Raw genomic sequence first — 20857 nt, 5'->3', positions numbered from 1 at the left:
ACAAAAAAACGCTGGAGTTCCCGCAAAAACTGGGGAGAACGACGGGGATCGAACCCGCGACAGCCAGTACCACAAACTGGAGCTCTACCAACTGAGCTACGTTCTCCATCTCTGTTTGTCCTTTGGTGACCCGAGAGGGATTCGAACCCCCGACCCACTGCTTAGAAGGCAGTTGCTCTATCCAACTGAGCTACCGAGTCTTTGGAGGATTGGAAAATCGGGATGATAGGATTTGAACCTACGACCCTCTGCTCCCAAGGCAGATGCGCTACCCCTGCGCTACATCCCGTTTCCGACTCCATGCTTTTAAAAACAGCTGCACTGTCAAGTAGAGTCTACAACTTTTTCAATGTGGCGTAATATCTCAGGATGAGTGGGGACTTTCAAAAGAGCTTTTCGGAATGCTAAAATCGCTTCTTCTTTCTTACCGCTCTTGTAAAGAAGGACACCGAAAGAATCCAAGTAGGCCGGATTTTCCGGTTCATTTTTAAGAACTGATTTGAGACACTCCGCTGCCAACTTCCATTCTTCCGGACTTGGCTCTCTCTGATTCAAAAGCAAGTAACCGAGAGAATTCAAGCTATTTTTATAATCAGGACGCAATCTAAGAATTCTTTTATGAAGTTCAATTGCTTCCGCAATTAGACCCGACTTTTCAAGAGCAAATGCTTTCATGGAAAGAATTCTCAGATCGTCCACTTGAACCTTAAGACGTTCCTCACATTTTTCCAAAGCTTTAGAATATTCTTTATTTTGAATTAAGGAATATACAATCATAAGAATGGAATTTTCCCGTTCTCCGAATCGGGGAAATTTTTCAAGAAGGTTTTCAAGAATAGAAACGCACTTTTTATAGTTATCGGTTCTCGCGCAACAAATTGCAAAATTGTAATATAGTTCGGGATCTTCGTTGCCTGAAGAAATTTCACGATCGATCAGGGTAAGAGCGAAAAGAAAATTTTCCTTATTGATTTCCTGTAGAATCCTCTTCTTAGAGGAAAAGGATTTTTTATTTTTATCCTTATTGGACATGATTAAAATTACCCCAAAACCTACCTAATGCGAATTCATGGAGAAAGCTTGTACGAATAAGAAATTCGAGTGCTACGGACTCCGATCCATAGAGAATGAGGCACCTATTTCGCGACCCGTAGGGAGCGAAATTGGGTTTTATTTCTCAGCATCCAAAATCAGTGAAACTAAAACACAGAGCTTTTCAATTGATCGCTCTCCGAACTCAGTGAAACGCTCTATGATCGCAACATATAATCGCGTTCGCATTTGGTTATACCAAACTCACGTTACATAGGTTATTTTACATAGGCTCCAAAACTTGCCCAGTTCTTTTGTAATTCAAACGTTTCCTCTAATTTTTTTCCTTTTACTCTTACCTATAAGATAAATTGGCGATCAATTTGTCAAAGACGAAGAGCCCTCGCCCGCAGGAAAACCTGAACGAAACCCACGATTCGCTAAAAAATGGGAGTTCCCGCACTTTTCTTTAGAACTTGTCCCAAAAAACTTGCTGGAGTTCCCACAGAAATCGTACTGCTTGATGAACAAATTCAGGAGTTAAAAGCCCTAACCACCCGCACCTTGAAACGCGGGAACTCCACACATTTGCATATTTCTTTAAATTTTTAGGACGAACTCTTAATCAAAGAAGCGGAAAGTTCGTATAAAAGCGAGGAATCGGTTTGATCGAGGGACAAAGGAGTTAAGGAAATATTACCGGAAAAGAAAGCGGTAAAGTCCGTTCCATCTTCCGCAGAATGACCTAATTCTGAGCCGCCGAGATAAAAATCCGCGATTCCTCCAATGATATTTTTTTTAGAGTAAGTATCCTCATAAGTACGTTTGCCGAGTTTTGTAATTTTTAAATTCTCCAAAGAAGAAACGAAATCGGACGGAATATTCATGTTGTAAACGACCCCTACTTTTAAAAGGGAAGAATATTCATTGATGAAACTTCGAACGAATTCAGCTTCTCGAATATAATCATAATCTTTAGTAACGTTACCCGAGCTTACGGCCAAAGAAAGTCGATTGTGAATCGCTCCGTGCCTAGCGGCGCCGACCGTTCCCGAGTAATGAACGTCGTGACCCATATTCACGCCGCGATTGACGCCGGATAAAACGAAATCGATCTTTGGAAAAATATCTCCGTGCAAACCGATGTTCACGCAATCGGCGGGATAACCGTCGACGATATAATGATTGTCGTTGATTCTTTCTACTCTCATAGAATCGTAAATCGATAAGGCCATGGAGGTCGCGGATCTTTCACGCAAAGGAGCGATTAAGAATGTGTTATGTTCTTTCTGAAGGACCGCTTCGAGAGCCTTGATGCCGAAAGAGGCGATTCCGTCATCGTTCGTAATTAAAATATTCATAAAATCAAATGAAGGATGGAACCGGAAATATAAAAATAGAATACGAAAGGAAATGCGCCGGAAATCAATACGGCGGTTAGGGAAAAACGAATCGCATCCGAAGTTTTTAAATCGTAAATGAACTGAATCCCCTTCGAAACAATCGCGACGTAGTAACCGATCAAAAAAATAAGAATCAAAAAATAACCGATTCCACCGGTCAAACCGATCTCGCGAAACAAAATGGAAAGAGGAGTAAAAAAAATAAATACCGCCATACCGAAACGACATAGATTGTAGGAATAACGAACGTTACCCGTTCTTTGTTTTTTTTGCGCGTAAAAATCGATCATCGCCCCTAAGATCGTGGGAAGAATCGAAATCATGGACAAATTTGCAAGAAACGCCAGCCCGATCATTTTCATTGAACTTCCGGTATAAGGGGGTGAAAGATAAGTAGCTCCGACGGAGATGCTCAAAGCGCCCGGAATTAAAACGATCCAAGAATACAAATTCAAATTTTTCTCGGAAAGATTTGCAAGCGCCGTCTCCAATCGAATCGGTTCGTAAAGAGCGGCTTCCAATAACTCGAGAATGGAATTTAATAAATCTTTCAATGAAATTCCTACCTGATTGCCTGAGGAAGAATTACGAGCACCGGTGAATTTTTAAATTCTTTGAAAAAAATTCTTTCACTCGAAAAAGAATCCATTTTAGAACCCAACATCATAAACAATCTGTCGAACGGAGATTCTTCTTCCTCGTAAAGAGGAATCTCTCCTTCGTACTGACAGAGCCTGGATAACTCCTCAAGGGCTTCTTTTCTTCCGCCGATTTCGTCCACGAGTTTATTTCTAAACGCGTCTTGCCCGGAATAAATTCTTCCTTCCGCAAGATTCTGAACCGACTTCACGGTTTGGTTTCTTCCTTTCGCGACGTCCTGAATGAATTCGTTATAAGTATCGGAGAGCATCTTCTGAATCATTTCGTCTTCTTCGGGAGTCGAGTCTCGAAATAAAGATAAGGAATCCTTATATTTTCCTTCCTTATACGTCCTCATCTTCACTCCGTAACGATCCAAAAGTCCTTTGATATTCGGAGCCATCGCGATCACCCCTATCGATCCCGTAATCGTTCCGGACAACGCGAAAATTTTATCCGCCGCCGAAGCGATATAATATCCTCCGGAAGCTGCCATATCCTTCATCGATACTACGATCTTTCTTGTTTTTCGCAGGCGCATTAATTCGTTATAAACTTCCTGAGAAGCCCCGACCGTTCCGCCGGGTGAATTGATTTCGATTAAGATTCCTTTAATATTCGGATTTTGTTCTATATCTCTCAGCTTTTGCAGAATACTTTCGGATCCCGTCGATTCGAAGGTCGAATGTCCCGAGTGGATTTCTCCTTCCACCTTGATCAGCGCCGCGCCGATCGGGGCCGTAGTGAAAAAGGTTCCCCCCGTAGTGCGAGAATATTTCGAAGTTGTAGTCGCTAAAGAGATATTCACAAGTCCGATCAATACGGACAAAGTGGTTAATACGAATGTGATTGCTAATGCTAGGCGGTTTCTTTCCACTCTTGAGATCAGATTCTTCCCTGTGAGCCGTGTCAAATGAGATTTTTGTGGAGTTCCCGCATTTCAAGTAGCGAATGACTAAGTTTTGTTAGAGCTTTTAGATTACGGGACTCGGCATAGGAAAATATCTGGGCGAATCGCTCGCAAATTTCATAGCGGAGCGTAATCTTTGGTTCCTCTCATGAATTTGGGAAATTGAGAGGCTTTTCGTTCCAATTCCTTCGGAATTTAACTCAATGTTGCTCTCTGAACTCAATCTCACTCCCTATGGGTCGTTCGATAGGTCGCAACATATAATCGCTTTCGCATTTGTAATACCGAACTCACTTTTTAAATTACAGGAGTTTCTCACAGATCCATTTTTGGCCGCATCCGCAAAAGCGGCAAAATTGTAAATTGATACAGAAATGGGATAGAGAGTTCGCTTTTACGGACCGCGCCGACTCCGGGCTCGCGGCTTCCCGCTCGGTCCTTCGCGTTTGGCGGCTATTTTCGTTATTGTTTCGAACGAGACGACGCTCGGACCAAAGCCCTTCGTGTCGCTTGCGGGTTTCGAAAAAAAAATTTCCGTGCCGGGAACCAAAAAGGTTCAGCGCTGTTAAAAATAAGTTCTTTGGACTTTTATATAAGGAGCCCAAATCGGAAGAGAGATCCGTCCACACTGAAAAACTCAACAGAAGTGTAAGAGACTATGTCTCTCGAAAGATCCTGCCTGAACCCCGATATCGCAAAATTGCGGGAACTCCCATAGGTTTCCGAAATTACTTACAAAACCCGGCTAAAATCTTCGATAAGCTCGTAATAAAACGCGGGGAGTTCCCGCATTTTAAGTTTGACGGCAAACTCAGCTTTTAAAAACTGACCAGCCAGTCAGAAATAAAATGAGATCACTAATAGAATCCTTCATTAGAAACCGTCTTTTCCTCTATTTGGGAATGATCTTCATCCTACTATCAGGACTCGTTTCGCTCATAGGCCTACGAAGAGACGCCTTCCCCAACGTGGATCTGAAACAAATGGTTATCTCCACAAAATTTCCGGGCGCCTCTCCCGCGGATGTGGAACTTCGGGTCACATACCCTATCGAGGAAAAACTCAAAGAAATCGACGGAATCGACGAGATTCGTTCCTTTTCGCGAAACTCAGTCTCGGACATAGACGTCCGAGTCAGCTTGGAGGAAAAAGATCCGGAAAAAGTATTAAACGAAATCCGAAGAGCCGTGGACAACGCAATATCCGAGTTCCCGGTTCAAGTAACGGAAAAACCGAAGATGACCGAACGAAAATCAGGATCGTTTCCGATTCTCGAATTTTCCATATTCGGAGGAAAGGATGAAATCGAACTCCATACTACCGCCGAGTTCATAGAACGAGAACTTGAAAAAATTCAAGGCGTGGCAAGAGTGGACGTATTCGGCAAAAGGGATAGAGAATGGCATATTTTAGTAAATGCTAATAAACTAAAGCAGTATTCTCTGGATCTGAACGACATCATCAATACGATCCGGAACAGAAACATCAATCTTCCCGCCGGTTCCGTGGATTCGGAAACCGCATTCGATTTAAGAATCGACGGAGAATTCAAAGATCCGTCCGAAATCGCTAAAATCCCGACCAGAACCAACGAAATTTTCTCCGCCGTAAAACTCGGAGATATCGCGAGAGTGGAAGACACATTCGAATATCCTAGATTTCTTGCGATTGCAAACGGAAAACAAGGACTGATCCTTTCGGTAATCAAAAAAGAAAGAGCGGATGCGATCGAGGTTGCGGCTAACGTTCATTCCAGATTAAACGAACTGTCCAAAACATATCCTTCCGGAATGAAAACCTTCATATTAAACGACGAAGCCAAAAGAACGAAAAATCGACTCAACGTAGTTTCTTCCAACGCCTTGATCGGATTTGCGATCGTTTTCGGAATTCTGTTCCTGTTTTTGGATTTTAGAACGGCGACACTTACTTCCCTTTCGTTGCCGTTTTCGATGTTGATGACGTTTTCGGTCCTTCCGTTTTTCGACGTATCGTTTAACATGATCTCGATGATGGGCCTGATCATTTCGTTAGGAATGCTCGTGGACAACTCGATCGTAATCTCGGAAAATATTTACACGTATCTCGCCGAAAAGAACGACTCGTTCACGGCATCGTTACGCGGAACCGTGGAGATGATCGTTCCGATTTTCGGATCTTATCTCACGACGGTAACCGCCTTTCTACCGATGTTGTTTATGACGGGAATCATGGGAAAATTCATCTGGGAAATTCCTTTGGTTGTAATCGTGGCTCTTACGGCAAGTTTGATAGAGTCCTTCTTATTCTTGCCCGCAAGGATCGCGGCGTTCGCAAAAACTCCCGATCAGATGAAAATCAAAGGCAGATTCCGGCTCAAGATGGATTCGATCTTCCACTCCATCGAAACGAATTTTTCAAAATTCGTTTCGTTTAACATTCAACACAAGAAGTCTTCGTTCGCGATCATACTCTTATTGGTTTTCGGATCCTGCGGAGCCATATCTCAAATGGATTTCATTCTTTTTCCGAAGGAAGACATCGAGATTATCATGATCAAGGCGGAATTCTCCCCCACTTCCAGAATTTTCCAAACCAGGGAAAAGATGAAGTATATGGAACGTATCGTTCAAAAAATTCCCAAGGAAGAATTGGTCAGTTATTCGACTAAGATCGGAGTACAACAAACCGATCCGGACGATCCTTTATCCCGTTTCGGCGAGAATCTCGCGGTGATTCTAATCTATCTCACTCCCGAAGTGAAGCGGGAAAGGAAAGCGTCTGAAATTCTTCGTTCAATCGAAGCGGATCTGAGAAAAACGCCGGGGATAAGCGAAATCTTTTTGGAGGAATTCGGAAACGCTCCTCCGATCGGAGCTCCGATCACGATATCGATCCAGGGAAAAGATTACGAAACTCTAAAGAAGATTTCCAACGAACTTCAGACTTTTTTAAAATCGATTCCCGGAGTTTTTTCCGTTCGAGACGACTATCGTTACGGCCGTAAGCAGATGTACATTCAGCTCGACGAAGGACTGGAAAGTTTTACGGGAGTGTCCACGTTATCCGCCGCGAACGGTTTGAGGGCGGCTTACGACGGAGAAAGAGCGGGGACCGTCCGCAAGGGAAGGACGAAAATATATTTAAGAGTTCTCTACGATAAGGACTTTCGCAAAAATCCGAACGAAATCAAATCGATTCCTCTTAGAAACAAGGCCGGGAATATTACGAATCTTGCAAAGATTTCCAAGATGGACTTGATCGAATCTCCGGAACTGCTCGCGCACAAGGACTTCGAACGCGCCATCACCGTAAACGGCGACGTTAAGTTAGACGAAATCACGGCGCACGACGCAAATCAAAGAGTCGCGACGGAATTTAAACCTTTGATCGAAAGACAGTATCCCGGAATATCGATTACCTTTGGCGGAGAAGAAAAAGACACTCAAAGATCGATGGCTTCCCTCGCAAAAGCCGGTCTTATAGCGATCTTCGGCATTTTCGGAATTCTCGCGCTTACGATTAGAAGTTTTTGGAAACCCGTGTTGATTCTCAGCACGATTCCATTGGGGATTATAGGAATCGTAATCGGTTTTCCTCTTTCGGGAAAATCCATCAGCTTTTTGGCGATGATAGGAATCATCGGGCTCGCGGGAGTTCTCGTAAACGCATCCATCGTTCTTGTGGATTGTATCGATTCCATTCGAAAAGATTCCAAGGCAAGTATGGACGAAATCCTAATCGAAGCGAGCCAAAGAAGATTCAGACCGATTCTTTTGACGACCCTGACCACAGTCGCGGGTCTGTTGCCGACCGCCTATAGCCTCGGAGGTTCCGATCCCGTTCTGATTCCTATGACTCTCGCCTTAGGTTGGGGACTGGGATTCGGAACGTTAGGAAGTCTTTTGTATGTTCCGGTCACCTTATCGGTGTTCAACGATCTGATGATGAAATTTAACGGAAAAAAAGCCAAGAAGAAGCAAAAACTTTGACTGCAAACGTTAAAGTAGAACGTCAAACCGAATCCGGGAAAAAGGACAATAGTTCCGGATTGGGGATTTATAACCCCCCTTCCGGAAAAGAATCCAGAAAATCCTCGGAGACGCGAGATAAACTATTGGAAGCGACTCTTACGGTATTCGGAAGTAAGGGATTTCACGAAGCGAGAGTGGAAGACATCACCTCTCAAGCAGGATTCGCCAAAGGCACGTTTTACGAATACTTCAGCAGTAAAGAGGACCTGATCTACATTTTGATCGATTACGCGGCCCGTAAAAATCTGGAAACGACCCGCGCGCTCTTTCGAAAATGTACCAGCTCCGTCGCCATTCGGAAAGAATATTTGAAACCGATTCTTTTGGAGATCCATTCCAAAAAAGAACTCAACCGAGTTTGTTATCAGTTTCTTACGAACGAAATATTAACGAAAGAGAAACTTCAAAAAAAAATCGACTACTACAACCGATTGTACCGGAAATACCATCTTAAAATCGTAAAATGCGCGCAAACCTTGAATTACATTCGGAATGATTTTGATAAGGATGAGATTTTTATGATCTTTAAATATCTAATCGAAGGTTTTACGATCAATCAGGCTTATTCATTTTTCTGCACCAATAACGGAAGCATAGAAATCGGATCGATTCTTAAACTCTACGACCGATTCCTACTCGTAACCGAATTTACGTAAATTGCATATTAAAAAATACTAAAGCAACATTGGGTTCAAGCGCGATCGGGAGCGATTCGCCCAATGTTTTCTTAAGCTCAATAATCCTGTCTGTAAATCGCTCCGCCGGAAATATTTTCAGGAGAAGAAGTTCCCGTCCAAAAATTCGCTTGGAACTGAAGATAAACCGTTCTTGCATCCCGATTGTCGGTCGTATTCCAAAAGTAATTCTTTGCGGTATTCGTATGAATGACCTGATAAAAAAGTTGAACCTTATAAAGATGATAATCGCCTAACAAGTTTACTCCGGCCCAGTAGATGTAATATGCTTCTCCGGGATCGAACATCTGATTCTGATTCCAATCCCCTTTCATAAATTCGGCCTTGAGAACGGGCATGATATATTTCGAACCGTCAAGATGAATGTTATAACCGATCGTACCGTGATAACCCATCACTTGATTGGCGGCCGAACCCGAAAACCTACTCCAAGCCCCGTTTAAGTAAAAACCCTTCCAAGTAAAAGTCATATCGTAAGTATGACCGACGATACCGAAGTTCGGACGACCCGGAGTTGTGATCGTTCGATCCGCGAGATAATCGGATTTCAGTCCCGTCGGATCGATACCTCCCGTAGGAGTGGTTTGTTGAATCGCAAGTCTCGTAGGAGTTTGATCCTTGAGAAGAAACTCGACGGGAACCGGCTGAGACGTTTTGAGTTGAGTCGTCTGAGCGAACGCGCCGCCAAACGACAATTTGGCGTCGTTCTGGAATATCTCGTCGCCTTCCACCCATCCGATGTCATTGTCCCTTTTATTCAAACCGCCGAAGACGTTGTATTGAACCCTTCCGTAATACATCGGAGCGAGCAACTGCGGAAGATTTTGACGCGCGGCGGTATTGTCTTGTCTTCTACCGTAACCGTAATCGCCGCCGCCGCCGTGACCGTTTCCGATAAAACCGTGAAAGGATAAATATCTCCTATATTTTTTATCGACCGCTTCGAGAGGATGAATGGCGATCATCGCGCCCGTATCGAACTGGGGAAGCATGTTCGTAATGATCGATCTTTCCAAGGAAATAAAATTTGCGGAACTTTGAATATACTCTCTGTTAAACGGAACGTTGATCTGACCCAAAGTAACTCGAGAATGGAGAAAGGGAATGTTCATCCAAACCACGGCCTCGTGGATCAAACCCCGCGAATCGTTGAGAGTAACGTCCTGAACGTCTCCGTGGTTTTATTTTTTGTGACTCTTAAAAACTGACTGTTGATTGCGTTTTCCAAACGAAGTTGAGTCGCAAACCCCCACCATTTCGCTCCTTGATAAAAGAAACCGAGACGAAGCCTTCGAAAGTTTGCATCGGCGGTATGAAAGTCTTCGTTGCCTGAAAAGGGGGAATTGCGGTCCCCGCTGACTCCTCGGAACTGAGTTCTTGCGGCAATCACGAGTTTCTCTTCGTTCAAATTCTCGGGTCTATGTCTGAAGTGATTCGGAAGCTGCATGTCCTTGCGTTCCGGAAAACTTTCCTTATCGAAAGAATCGATCTTCGTACGATTCGGACCCGGCTTCGTATAAATCAAGCCCGTGTCATTGTCTTCATAGAATTCCTTTTTCGGTTTTTCAGTAGATTTGGAATCCACCGGGACGGGTTTATCCTGCGCAAATAATCCGGTTCCCGCGAATATAATTAAACTAAAAATCTGAAAACCGATTTGTAACTTTCTACTTATTTGATTAAGTTTCTCTTTCTTTTCCATTTCAAAATGCAGGTTTACAACCTTCCCCTTTCTCTGCTTTAGCTTTTTGTAATTCCATCGAAATCTATATTTCATTTGCATTACAATCAGATGAGGGAATTGTTTCAATTTGATTACAAATCCCGGATTTGCGAAAGGACCTTCATTGAAAGTCCTATTTCGAACTTCTAAAATCTGACCCTAAAATGTGGTAGTTCCCACAGATATCACGTTGCAAAATCGACGTCTAAAGGACATGGCAAGTCGGCTCAAAAAGCGTTCGGAGAATCGGGAAGGCAACTTCTACGTGGATTCGACCTGCATCGATTGTGAAACTTGTAGAATCATAGCTCCGTCCACGTTCTCCGAAAAAAACGGGGCTTCTTATGTTTGGAAACAACCGGAAACGGAATCCGAAAAGGTGGAAGCCCTTCGAGCGTTATTATCCTGTCCCACCACTTCCATCGGGACCGAAGAAAGAACGGATTTAAAGGAAGCCAAGGAAACGTTTCCGTCCAAGATCGAGGCAAACGTATATTACTGCGGTTATCATTCGAAAGATTCCTACGGCGCCTTTTCTTACCTGATTCTTAGGGAGAATGGAAACGTGCTGGTGGATTCTCCCCGATTCGTTCCTTCTCTTGCGGATAAGATGGAATCTCTGGGAGGAGTCCGTTATCACTTTTTAACTCATCAAGACGACGTCGCCGATCATCAGAAATTTAAGGAACGATTCGGATGCGATCGAATCATCCACGAATACGATCAAAGATCGGTTCCTTCCGCCGAAATCATCCTAAAGGCCGACGAAGTATTTAAACTCGGAAACGATATTAAAATCATTCCCACTCCGGGACATACGAAAGGTCACGCCGTTTTGCTGTTGGAAGATCGATTTCTTTTTACGGGGGATCATCTCGCTTATGATCCGCAAAAGAATCGTCTCATCGCGTTCAGGAACGTTTGTTGGTACTCGTGGCCGGAACAAATCAACTCCATGAAAAAGTTGAACGATTATTCTTTCGAATGGATTTTGCCGGGACACGGATATCCGGTAAACAAGGAATACGATACGATGCAAAATCTTTTAAGGGATTGTATTTCCCGAATGGAGAAACGTTAGGCGTCTTTAAAAGAGAACGTAGATTTCGATTTCTTCCTTTCGAATCCGATTCCTCAAATTAAAAATCAGTTTTTCCGTTTCTTCCCGGAACTGACTTTCGTTTTTCAAAATGGAGGAAGGAAGCAGCCAGTTGCAATAGTATTTTTTAAAGGAGTTTTTAAGATCGATCGTACGACCTTTAAAATCTTCGGCAAGGGAGGAAGTATTTTCGATCTGCAAACTTTTGATCTTGGGATAGATCAAGTTCTCCTCCAGGTTAAGATGAAGTTTCAACCTCGCCGAAAAACTGGCAAGTTCGTGTAGAAGTTCGTCCACGTCTTCGGAAATTTCTCCGAGTAATCTTTTTTCGATATCGTTCAGTAGTTTCTGAATTTCGGCGTACTGAACCTTATAGAACTCTATGTTCAAAACCTTGTCCTTGTATTTAGAAAATCTTTTTCTACAACCCGTCCGAAATAAACCGAAAGATAAAAAGCCTTAACTCCAAAAAGAAGAAAACCATCCTGCGGCCAAGTGATTAATTTGTTTTAGATTCGAAATTCGTATGCGAAAATAGGAGCCTAAAACAAACCGGAAAAGCGTTTCATTTTAGGAAAAACGATTCGGCATATATTTCAATAGGATTTCAAGAAAGAATTTTTAGTCGTAGCCTTCTTATTCCTTTTTCGTGTTCAAACCGAAATCTTTCAACGATTCGCCATTAAAAACGAAGATAAATGAATTAACATCTTGATAGAGAAAGTTTTTTCATTCGGATCAAAATTCTTTTCAATTCAATGAATTCATTTTATAAGGAAAACAAACGGAAATAATTTTTCCATAGGAACCATTTCAAAGAAGGATTTGTCTTTCTATGTAAATTTATAATAGAAAACGTTTTGAATTATAGTACAGATTTCATTATAACGATTTGACGCTAAAATTCTATGTATGGGATCCCAAATAGAGAATCTATCTCCGTCCTTGCAGAAATCGTTATTGTATTTTTCGGATCAGTCGACGGAAGGAATCGTTGTTGTAGATCGCGATTGGAAGACCGTGTATGCGAATCATAAATTCCAAAATTTTTGGTCCTTCCCCAACTTCCAAGTGCTTTATGAAAAGATAATACCCCTTCTTAAATCCAAAGAAAAACAAGGTTTAGGAAGGGAAACGAACCTGTCCCATCTTCTTCAGGAAATCGAAGATCCCGAAGATTCATTTTTAGGCGAAACGAATTTCCAACTGCAACTCAGTATCCACGATTTCGAAGATTCTTATATGATTCGGTTTAAACCCCAACCGACCTCTCTTCCTAAAAAAGAATACGAAACGGGTCATTGGGATCGAAGCACGAATCTTCCCAATCAAAAATATTTTTTAAATCATTTCGGAAATCAAATATCCGAAGACGAGTCCGCTCTTGACGAACATTTTTCGTTTTTGATTTCCGTATCCAATCCCGATTCGATCCTATCCAAAGAAAACAATTCTTACTTCGAATCCATCCTCGTCAAAGTGGCCGATCGATTGAAAAAATATCTGGATCGAAACGATCATCTGTTCAGAATCGAAAACGACAAATTTTTAATTTCATCCGCACAAGTGGATTCCGAAGCCAAAGCGGAATGGCTTGCGGAATGTATCCGAATGCTTTTCGAGTTTCCTTTCACTTACGAAGATAGGGAATTTCATCTCAACGTGAACGTCGGTTATACGAAGTTCGATTCGGAATCGGGCTCGGATATGAACGCGTTGGGAATTTTAAAAGAGGCGCTCCATCAATCCTGTTTGATCGGTCCTAATTCTTTGTTTTACTACGATCAAAACGCGATCGCCACTAGTTTCGAAAAAGCCAGAATCGAAATCGACCTGAGAAAAGTATTAAGCCGAAACGAACTGGAAATCCATTTTCAACCGATCATCGATTTAAAGGAAAATCGTTTTTTTTCCATGGAAACCTTGGTACGTTGGAATCATCCGGAAAGAGGAAAACTTCTTCCCGGAAGTTTTATTTCCATCGCGGAAAGTTCCAGCTTTATCAAAAGTATCGGAGAATGGATGATCTGGGAAACGTTTAGATATTACGAAAATTCAATATTAAAATCCGAGAATATTTCCCTTTCCCTGAACATATCCCCGAAACAACTCGGAGACAAGAACATCTTCCCTCTTCTCAAAGAGGCGAGCGATTATTATAAAATTCAACCGAACCATATCATTTTGGAAATCGTGGAGGATTCTTTCGATTCGAGAGAATCTCAAATCAGCAAGGTCATTACCTCCCTTAAGGATTACGGATTTAAGTTCGCAATCGACGATTTCGGAAAGGGTTATTCTTCTTTAGGAAGGCTCATTCATCTTCCGATTGATTACATCAAACTGGACAAGATATTTCTTTTTAATTACTTCCAGACTTCCACTCGCGCGGTGATTACTTCCATGGTAAATTTGGTGCAAGCGATGGGTAAGGCGATCATTGTGGAAGGTGTGGAAAATGAAACACAACACAATCTTCTTAAAGAACTCAATTGCGATTTCGGACAAGGTTATTACTACTCTCATCCGGTGGAAATTGAACTCGCCGAAAAACTCGTTCAAAACAAAACGATTCTTTCTTCGTAATCATCGACAGTCCCTGCGATAGCGATTGCAGCGGAAATTTCCGCCGAATTAAAATGCTCGTTTGTTTGTTCCGAGTAAGATTTGTTTTGATCGGAAACGCCGCGGGAATTGGAGCGGAAAGCGCGGTCGCTCGCCTTGAATACGATCGTATTTTGCGAGCGAATCGCCCCCGCCTTTGTCCCTTTATGCGCAACCCTTTCAGAGTAATTCACCCATCCAATCGAGTACTTTTTTCAGTTTGATTTTTTCCAAATTCGAATCGGAAGTCCGTTCGATTTTTTCGACCCGAATTCCGGTGGGTCGGATTCCGGTTCTGAACTCAAAAACCAATCGCCTGCCGTTTTCGGACCCGTGGTCCAAATCCGGTATAGAATGATTCAAAATTTCGAATATTTGTTTTTCTGAATATAATTCCCCGCAAAAATCCCTGATCCCGGCGGTAAGATCCTGAAAAAGATTCTCCCGTTTTACGTCCCTGATTCCGATCACGGGCGGAACGATCGCTCTCGGGGGAAGATTTTTCAATTGGTCCACAGTCTCTTTTACATTCAGTCTTTCCCAATCCACAAAAAACAATCCGGGTTCGTATTCTTTAAATTTTTCCTTGAGCGCGGATAACTCTCTGCAAGGAACCGTTTCCCATCCTAAAACTTTAAGGTGCGCCCGGATTCTTTGGAACAAAAGCGGGTCGGGTCCGATCACGATCGAATTCAATCCTTTTTTTCGAGGAACGTTTTCCAAGGGGATATCGATGATCCGAGATGTTTGAAGATCTAAAAAGTAATTTAGACCTTGTTGAAATAGATTCGTTAAAAGAGAGGATTCCATTCTCCCGATGAGTAAAGGCTGCTTGGACCAATCGATTGCGGTTTGTAACGAATCGGTTTCGATCGTTTTCCGAACTACGATTTGTCCCGGTTTTGATTCCGGAAATCTTTCGGCTCCCGCCCATTCCCGGATTGAAATTTCTTTCCAATCCAAAAGTGAGAACAGCAGTTTTTCTTCCTTTTTTGTAAGCCCGTTTAGGAAGAGGCAATCGAACAGTAGGCTTGTCATGGGTATTTTGCTTGACCGAAGGCTTTTCCGGCGAATTCTAGAATTGTGCGACGCGCAAAAGACGCAACCAATTAAAATGAAACTTCTAAAACGATACGCGAATCGAAGGCTCTACGATCCCGAAACGAGCAAGACGATTACTCTCGAAGACGTCGCGGAGATGATTATCCACGGAGAGGAAATTCGCGTGATCGACAATATGTCCGGTTCGGATATCACTCCGAAAATTCTCGGACAAACTTTTCTCAAAGTTTCCTTAGGACAAAGAAACGAAGAGTTTTCAAACTTCATGCTTTCGGCTCTGATCCGAGAAACCGGGAAGGACATTAGCTCCCTGTTCGGCAGATTGGTGTTAGGCGGAATCGGCGCGAGTTATCTGACTCGGGATCGTTTGGAAAAAATTCTCCAATCCATGATTTCGTTAGGCGAACTCAAACTCGAAATGGCGACGGAATACAGAGACGATCTTCTTACGCATATGGCGACCAGAGCCTCCGAAAACAAACTCAGAATTCAAGAAGACCTCAAAAAGATCGGTAAAGAGCTGGAAGAATCCGCCGAAACCGATCTTCCTCTGGAAGACCTTTCCGAAAAAATCCGCAAAATTGCGGAAAGTGTAAAAGAAAAGGAAGCCTGAAACTTTAAGCTGAAGATTTCAAAAACCGATATTACAGGAGAGGGAATTTCATGTTTAAGAATATTTCGATCTCTATCATTCTGTTTTCTTTCGGTGTTTCGCCTTTATTCTCCTCCGATAAGGCGGTAGAATACGCCGATAGAGCGTATTTCGAACAGATCCGAAAACTCGAATCCGGTTCTTACGAAGAAAAATTAGACGCCGCCGATTATCTCAAATTCGTTAGCAACAAACTTGCGGTCCGTCCTCTTTTAAACGCACTTCGAGGAAATCCGAAGGTTCCTAAATCTCTTGAAAATCATCCTTATCTCAAATTTACGATCGCTCAAGCCCTCTCCGTAATCGATCTGGAAGTCGCCATCAAACCGACCATTGAAGAGTATAAAAAATTGGAATCCACCATCCAAGAGAAGGACGAACCTTTTTTCACTTCGAAAGAGGATTATACGATGGTGATCGCAGTCGGTGAGATTTTAAGAACCATCGGATGTTATCCTTATGCGAAAGAATCCGAAGACGTTCTCATCAGCGCTCTCAGTCATCCGAATTATTATATCCGCGCTTCCGCCGCGGACGGTTTGAAATATATGAATCGTAAGGAAACCGTAAACTTTCTCGTTTCCACCTTGGAAAAGGAAAAGAACGATTTCACAAAGGCCGCCCTTCTCAATTCCATCGTTAACATCATGAGAGTTGCCGATAAAAGTTTTTACACTCTCTGCGATATGCTCAAGAGCGATAGTGCCTCCGTCCGTTATCGTGTTTCTATGGCTCTCGGTGAAGTCGATTTGAAAGCGGCGGAGTACTATCTGCGCCAGGCCCTTTTAGTCGAAGACAAACAACACGTTCGAGATCAGATTCGCAAGGATTTGGCGTCCGTTCTCGGTTTTAAACTGCCCACGATTTCCGTGATTCTTGCGGAATAAGAATGAATTTTAAGATAAACGGCTAATTAAAAAAGAAAAACCAAACCGGCGGTAATTGGAAAGCTCCTGAAGAAGTTCAGGAGCTTTTTTGTTGTTTGGACTCTTCCAAGAAAAAAAGATAAATTCCCGCGATCAAAGCCGCCGCTCCCGAAACGACCAATGCCGCGCGAGAGTTCCAACGAACCCATAAATATCCCGTGATCGAACTCGCTAGAATCATACAAATGCTTTGAAATGCATTAAACGTTCCTAATGCAGTCGCGGTTTCCGTTTTAGAAACTAAATTGCTGATCCAGGCTTTCGAGATTCCTTCCGTGGACGAAGCAAAAATCCCGTAACCCGCAAACGAAATCCAAAGAACCCAGTAGGATTCGCCGAATCCCATTCCAAAATATACGAATGCGTAAATGTGAATAGTATGGCAAGGCATCCCGGTATAAACGCTAGAAGAAATAATTCCTTGTATCTCCCCGGATAAAAGTAAAGAAATACGAGCGCACAAACCGGTCCGAGTACGGCGCCTAACGTATCCATGGATCTATGAAAACCGAAAACCGCACCCTTATTGTCGATCGTGGTTTCGTCCGAAAGAAGAGCGTCCCTCGCAGCCGTCCTAATTCCTTTTCCTAAACGATCCGCGGTTCTGACAAAAAATACCCAAATCGGATTGGACATAAAGAACGAAACTTTCGAGTTCGACCTTTTGGTAAGAGAAAGAACAGGATCAAAACTTACCCTTGCGCGGAAGGGTGGTGGGAGATACTGGGATCGAACCAGTGACCTCTACCATGTCAAGGTAGCGCTCTAACCAGCTGAGCTAATCCCCCGTTCGCGGTCGCTTTCCAGAATTTGTTTCCCGTATAATTCGTAAAGAAGATTCCTTACCTCGGAAGTTCATTTTCAAATTCTAATTTCTAAAATTCCCCGTTGAAATCTAAGCGTTGGGAATTCTTCTCACTAGAGTTGTTGAAAAATTCCATAGTTTAGATTAACAAAACAGCTTCCATCGCCCGTTTCAATAAAACGGAAACTAGATGAAGAATTAATTTTTCAACAACTAACTCTATTGGAGAAATACCAAAGGAAAAAGATTTTTTATCCGAAGCGTAAAATCGAAATTTATTTTTCTTAAGACTGAAACTTCAAAAAACTGAAGTGATTGGCGATATGCATCGCGTGCGCCAGATCGTATTCTTCTTTGGACAAACTTCCGTAAGCGAAATGAGGTTTTAGTTCTCCGTCGTAAGTTTGAAACTTAAGAACCGTTTCCCGTAAAACCAAAAGGCTTTCCTTCCAGTTCGTATCGGTTTGTATTTCCGTCGCACCCGGAATCGGAGCCTCGAGATCGTGCGACATTTTTCGGGAGAATGCGAACTTTAAGAAGACGAGCTTTCCGATCGTATTCTGAAAAAACGCGCTTTTATTTTCCGGATAACCTTGGATCGAATATTCGATCGACTGAGCGCAGTGAAGAAATACCTTACCCGCGTCCCAGTTTCCGTATCCCTGAATTGAATTCAATTTTTTGAATGTTTCCAATTCGTTCAAAACCTGGGAAAGGGAAACAAAAGATAGGTTTTTGTTCACGGCTCCCTTGGGGTCGGAGTTACATCCCGCAACGGTCGGGAGAAGCGCGCCGCCCGCGCCTGCAAAGACGAAAAATTTTACGGAAGATTTCAGAAATTCTTTTCTGTTCATGTTCAGTTTTTGCATGTCAAATTCTCTTCTTATGATTTTCAATGAATTACAGGTACAACGCAGAGCTTTTCACGGAGGATTGTCGTAATTCCGACAGATTTATCTTACGATCCAAGTATTTGTTCTCGCTTCTATTGGCGTACCAATAGTGGAAGCGGTTAGGAATCAGATTTCAGAGATTTTACAGAATAGAAAAATCATACTTTGATAAAGTCCATTCCATCTATTAGGAAAAATCCCTCTAATCCCTAACATCTATGCACTGATTCCTAGTACTAATAAGAGATTCCCACTTTTTTATAGAAATAACTGAGGCACCAAGCCGGACCGATCAATAAAAACTGAATATCCTTAAAGAAGGAGGGTTTCTTACCTTCTATCTTATGACCGATAAACTGAAAAACCCAAGCCACGATAAACACGCCTACGGACACGGCAATCAAAGTGGAAACTCCCGAAAGGGAAATATAATAAACACCCGCGAGCATCACCGCAACCATTGTCATCATTCCGATAAACATAACCACGGAAAGTCTGAGGTAAAAAATACCCGCGATCAAAACGAAGATCGTAGCCCAGTTTAAAAAAAGTCGCGCCTGTCCTAACGATTCGGGAACGATACTTTGAATACTTCCGGAAGGAATGGACCAAAGCATTCCGAGCAACGTAAACATAATGGTCGGCACTGCGATCCAGTGAATTCTCTTATTGACCCTATTCTGATGACTCTCCGCGTATTCGTTCAGCCATTCTTCGATCGTTTTCATATCCACTCCTTTCATCGTAGATTTAAGTCGCTCTTCGACTTTCTTTTAGAGTCGCATATCGTCCCCGATTTCGCAGAAGATTACTTGAACGGAACTGCTATTTTTTAAAAAAAGAGAAGGTTTTAAACCGAACATTTCTCGAAAAGTTCGGCTCATATGAGCCTGATCCGCAAAACCCGCTTCGTGAGCGGCAACCGTCAAAGAATTTCCTTTGGAAAGGGCAAACACGCAGGTTTTGATTCTGAGCCACTGAACGTATTTTCTCATCGGAATTCCAACCTCTTCCTTAAACAAATGCATTAATCTACTTTCGGATAAACCGGTGGAAAGGGTCAGTTCTTCCAAAGGAAGATTTTCAGGAATGGACTGGGTGATTTTTTGGACGACCCGTTCGATTCTGGAATCCCTTTGTTTTCGGAAGTTCCTATTTGGATCGAGTTCGTCCAGAATCCTTTTCCAGAGAAGGACGGCTTCTTCGGAAGTCGAAGGGGGAGTTAAAAACTTTATAATTTTTGCATATATTTCCGGTTTCAATTCCAAATACTCGGAATCAAAATCCAAGATCGGTCCTTGAATACGAACACTGTCGGGATCAAAATGAAATATGAATATGTCTTCGTTAGGAGCTTCGAGCTGTTGTTCCGCGTTAGGACGTACGAAAATCGCCTTGGATTGAATCCAATCCGTAGATTCAGTTCTAAAACGAAAGGGTTTTCCTCCGCTCAAAAGCAGGGAAGCGCTGTAATGTTCATGCAATTCGTTGGCGATCGGAACTCCGGTTAAAAGTACGTTGGAGCCTATCAAAAACAACTTTCCTGCCATCACGGGAAAATTTAGGAAACATTTAACACATTGCAACTCATATATTAGTGATCAGTGGATAGGGTCAGATGTCAGGTTGACCTGTATCTTCAATATTGAAGATACAACCCCCCTTTTGCTACTTTTTCCATTTCGCGAATTACCTGAGTTATTACCAGACGAGGTGTTCTTCTCGTATCCAAGGTGATGTGTCATCTCTCCTTACATCGCTCGTTCAACAAGTGACTCTCTCGAAGTCGCCTTACTACACCTCGGAATTTTTCTCTCCAAGGGAACCTTTTCACATCATTCTCCCTTGACTCCAAAGATGACCGACAAATATTGAGAATCATTTTCAAAATTAAAAACCAAAATGAATCAAAAATCAATTCTGCCTTTTTGCATTTTTCTCCTTTTTCTGTTTTTTTGGGGAGTTCCCGCACAATCACAGGAAAATCCGCCCGAAAAAGACAAACAGCCCTCCAACGGAGAAGACGCCGATAAAGAAGGGAAAGGCGTTATCTCGGTAATAGGGAGACGAAAAATCGACCTCAAAAGAATTCCAGGCTCGGCGACCATCATTGAAAAGGAATTTTTGGAACAGACCAAACCGGTCGATTCCATGGAAGTCTTGAGAAGAGTTCCCGGAGCTTCGATCCGCTATCAAGATACGGGTTTGATTTTAAATATAGGCTTTCGAGGAGTAAATAACGATCTCGGAAGAAAAGTACTCATTTTAGAAGACGGAATCTTTACTTCTCTCAATCCCTACTCCGCGCCGGAACAATATTACACGCCTAACATCGATCGTATGGAAAGAATCGAAGTCGTGAAAGGATCGGGATCGATCCTTTTCGGACCTTCTACAATCG

18 protein-coding genes, 4 tRNA genes and 2 pseudogenes are annotated in these 20857 nt (G+C 42.6%); 7 read left to right on the top strand and 17 right to left on the bottom strand.

The genetic code is table 11. The annotated features are described in order from the left end of the window. Positions 1–30: 30 nt before the first annotated feature. The 7 genes from LEP1GSC194_RS10650 to sppA form a co-directional block, all read right to left on the bottom strand. Positions 31–106: transfer RNA gene (locus tag LEP1GSC194_RS10650), tRNA-His, on the bottom strand. 17 nt (positions 107–123) lie between these two features. Further along, positions 124–200 (bottom strand) — tRNA-Arg (locus tag LEP1GSC194_RS10645). A 17-nt stretch (positions 201–217) separates the two neighbouring features. Beyond that, positions 218–289, bottom strand: a tRNA-Pro gene (locus tag LEP1GSC194_RS10640). Positions 290–324: 35 nt separating this feature from the next. Then, positions 325–1032 carry a tetratricopeptide repeat protein gene (locus tag LEP1GSC194_RS10635; RefSeq protein WP_020773605.1) on the bottom strand — a complete coding sequence of 236 codons (708 nt, stop codon included), beginning with the start codon at positions 1030–1032 and terminating at the stop codon, positions 325–327. A gap of 608 nt (positions 1033–1640) precedes the next feature. Beyond that, positions 1641–2393, bottom strand: coding sequence for a 5'/3'-nucleotidase SurE (surE, locus tag LEP1GSC194_RS10630; RefSeq protein WP_020773594.1), 753 nt, complete (start codon positions 2391–2393; stop codon positions 1641–1643). Beyond that, positions 2390–2989 (bottom strand): hypothetical protein, encoded by a 600-nt coding sequence (locus LEP1GSC194_RS10625; RefSeq protein ID WP_020773616.1) that lies wholly within the window; start codon positions 2987–2989, stop codon positions 2390–2392. The genes surE and LEP1GSC194_RS10625 overlap by 4 nt, the downstream gene beginning before the upstream one ends. Positions 2990–2997: 8 nt before the next feature. Next, complete coding sequence (sppA, locus tag LEP1GSC194_RS10620; RefSeq protein ID WP_036042265.1) at positions 2998–3951, bottom strand: signal peptide peptidase SppA; 954 nt, start codon at positions 3949–3951, stop codon at positions 2998–3000. A gap of 881 nt (positions 3952–4832) precedes the next feature. Between sppA and LEP1GSC194_RS10610 the strand changes: the two genes are divergently transcribed. Together LEP1GSC194_RS10610 and LEP1GSC194_RS20850 are read left to right on the top strand one after the other, a co-directional pair. Then, entirely contained in the window at positions 4833–7955 is a 3123-nt protein-coding gene (locus LEP1GSC194_RS10610; protein ID WP_036042262.1) for an efflux RND transporter permease subunit, read from the top strand. Continuing rightward, a complete protein-coding gene (locus tag LEP1GSC194_RS20850; RefSeq protein WP_020773627.1) occupies positions 7952–8653 on the top strand; it encodes a TetR/AcrR family transcriptional regulator in 702 nt (233 codons plus the stop codon). Before LEP1GSC194_RS10610 ends, LEP1GSC194_RS20850 begins: the two co-directional genes overlap by 4 nt. Before the next feature lie 77 nt (positions 8654–8730). Here the strand turns inward: LEP1GSC194_RS20850 and LEP1GSC194_RS10600 are convergent. Beyond that, positions 8731–10394: pseudogene (locus LEP1GSC194_RS10600) on the bottom strand (hypothetical protein). 235 nt (positions 10395–10629) lie between these two features. Here LEP1GSC194_RS10600 and LEP1GSC194_RS10595 point away from each other — a divergent pair. Beyond that, complete coding sequence (locus LEP1GSC194_RS10595) at positions 10630–11496, top strand: MBL fold metallo-hydrolase (protein WP_021064453.1); 867 nt, start codon at positions 10630–10632, stop codon at positions 11494–11496. Positions 11497–11502: 6 nt separating this feature from the next. Here the strand turns inward: LEP1GSC194_RS10595 and LEP1GSC194_RS10590 are convergent, their stop codons facing one another. Continuing rightward, complete coding sequence (locus LEP1GSC194_RS10590) at positions 11503–11904, bottom strand: hemerythrin domain-containing protein (protein ID WP_017809807.1); 402 nt, start codon at positions 11902–11904, stop codon at positions 11503–11505. 522 nt (positions 11905–12426) lie between these two features. Between LEP1GSC194_RS10590 and LEP1GSC194_RS10585 the strand changes: the two genes are divergently transcribed. Beyond that, complete coding sequence (locus tag LEP1GSC194_RS10585; protein ID WP_017809808.1) at positions 12427–14100, top strand: GGDEF domain-containing phosphodiesterase; 1674 nt, start codon at positions 12427–12429, stop codon at positions 14098–14100. Positions 14101–14298: 198 nt separating this feature from the next. On the opposite strand, the gene LEP1GSC194_RS10575 is transcribed toward LEP1GSC194_RS10585, so the two are convergent. Beyond that, on the bottom strand, positions 14299–15156 hold the full coding sequence (locus LEP1GSC194_RS10575; protein WP_017809810.1) for a hypothetical protein: 858 nt from the start codon (positions 15154–15156) through the stop codon (positions 14299–14301). Between the two features lie 76 nt (positions 15157–15232). On the opposite strand from LEP1GSC194_RS10575, the gene LEP1GSC194_RS10570 reads away from it, so the two are divergent. Continuing rightward, entirely contained in the window at positions 15233–15793 is a 561-nt protein-coding gene (locus tag LEP1GSC194_RS10570) for a polyhydroxyalkanoate synthesis regulator DNA-binding domain-containing protein (protein ID WP_017809811.1), read from the top strand. 50 nt (positions 15794–15843) lie between these two features. Continuing rightward, entirely contained in the window at positions 15844–16719 is an 876-nt protein-coding gene (locus LEP1GSC194_RS10565) for a HEAT repeat domain-containing protein (protein ID WP_020773597.1), read from the top strand. 76 nt (positions 16720–16795) lie between these two features. Here LEP1GSC194_RS10565 and LEP1GSC194_RS23030 read toward each other — a convergent pair whose 3' ends face one another. The 7 genes and pseudogenes from LEP1GSC194_RS23030 to LEP1GSC194_RS23595 form a co-directional block, all read right to left on the bottom strand. After that, positions 16796–17104 (bottom strand): MFS transporter, encoded by a 309-nt coding sequence (locus LEP1GSC194_RS23030; RefSeq protein WP_231384475.1) that lies wholly within the window; start codon positions 17102–17104, stop codon positions 16796–16798. After that, positions 16999–17394 (bottom strand): MFS transporter, encoded by a 396-nt coding sequence (locus LEP1GSC194_RS23025; RefSeq protein ID WP_020773618.1) that lies wholly within the window; start codon positions 17392–17394, stop codon positions 16999–17001. The genes LEP1GSC194_RS23030 and LEP1GSC194_RS23025 overlap by 106 nt, the downstream gene beginning before the upstream one ends. A 75-nt stretch (positions 17395–17469) precedes the next feature. Continuing rightward, a tRNA-Val gene (locus LEP1GSC194_RS10555) sits at positions 17470–17546 on the bottom strand. 301 nt (positions 17547–17847) lie between these two features. Beyond that, a complete protein-coding gene (locus LEP1GSC194_RS10550) occupies positions 17848–18432 on the bottom strand; it encodes a DUF1569 domain-containing protein (protein ID WP_020773600.1) in 585 nt (194 codons plus the stop codon). Positions 18433–18692: 260 nt separating this feature from the next. Further along, positions 18693–19184 (bottom strand): Mpo1 family 2-hydroxy fatty acid dioxygenase, encoded by a 492-nt coding sequence (locus tag LEP1GSC194_RS10545; protein ID WP_020773583.1) that lies wholly within the window; start codon positions 19182–19184, stop codon positions 18693–18695. 45 nt (positions 19185–19229) lie between these two features. Next, positions 19230–19988, bottom strand: coding sequence for a helix-turn-helix transcriptional regulator (locus LEP1GSC194_RS10540; RefSeq protein ID WP_020773608.1), 759 nt, complete (start codon positions 19986–19988; stop codon positions 19230–19232). 129 nt (positions 19989–20117) lie between these two features. Beyond that, positions 20118–20234: pseudogene (locus LEP1GSC194_RS23595) on the bottom strand (transposase); the annotation flags it as partial. 124 nt (positions 20235–20358) lie between these two features. On the opposite strand from LEP1GSC194_RS23595, the gene LEP1GSC194_RS10535 reads away from it, so the two are divergent. Continuing rightward, a partial coding sequence (locus LEP1GSC194_RS10535) for a TonB-dependent receptor plug domain-containing protein (RefSeq protein ID WP_020773589.1) occupies positions 20359–20857 on the top strand: 499 nt, incomplete at its 3' end.

The organism is Leptospira alstonii serovar Sichuan str. 79601 (assembly GCF_000347175.1).
GTDB classification, from domain to species: Bacteria; Spirochaetota; Leptospiria; order Leptospirales; family Leptospiraceae; genus Leptospira; species Leptospira alstonii.
Note: the sequence above shows the minus strand (reverse complement) of the source record. Positions and strands in the feature narration are given on the sequence as shown.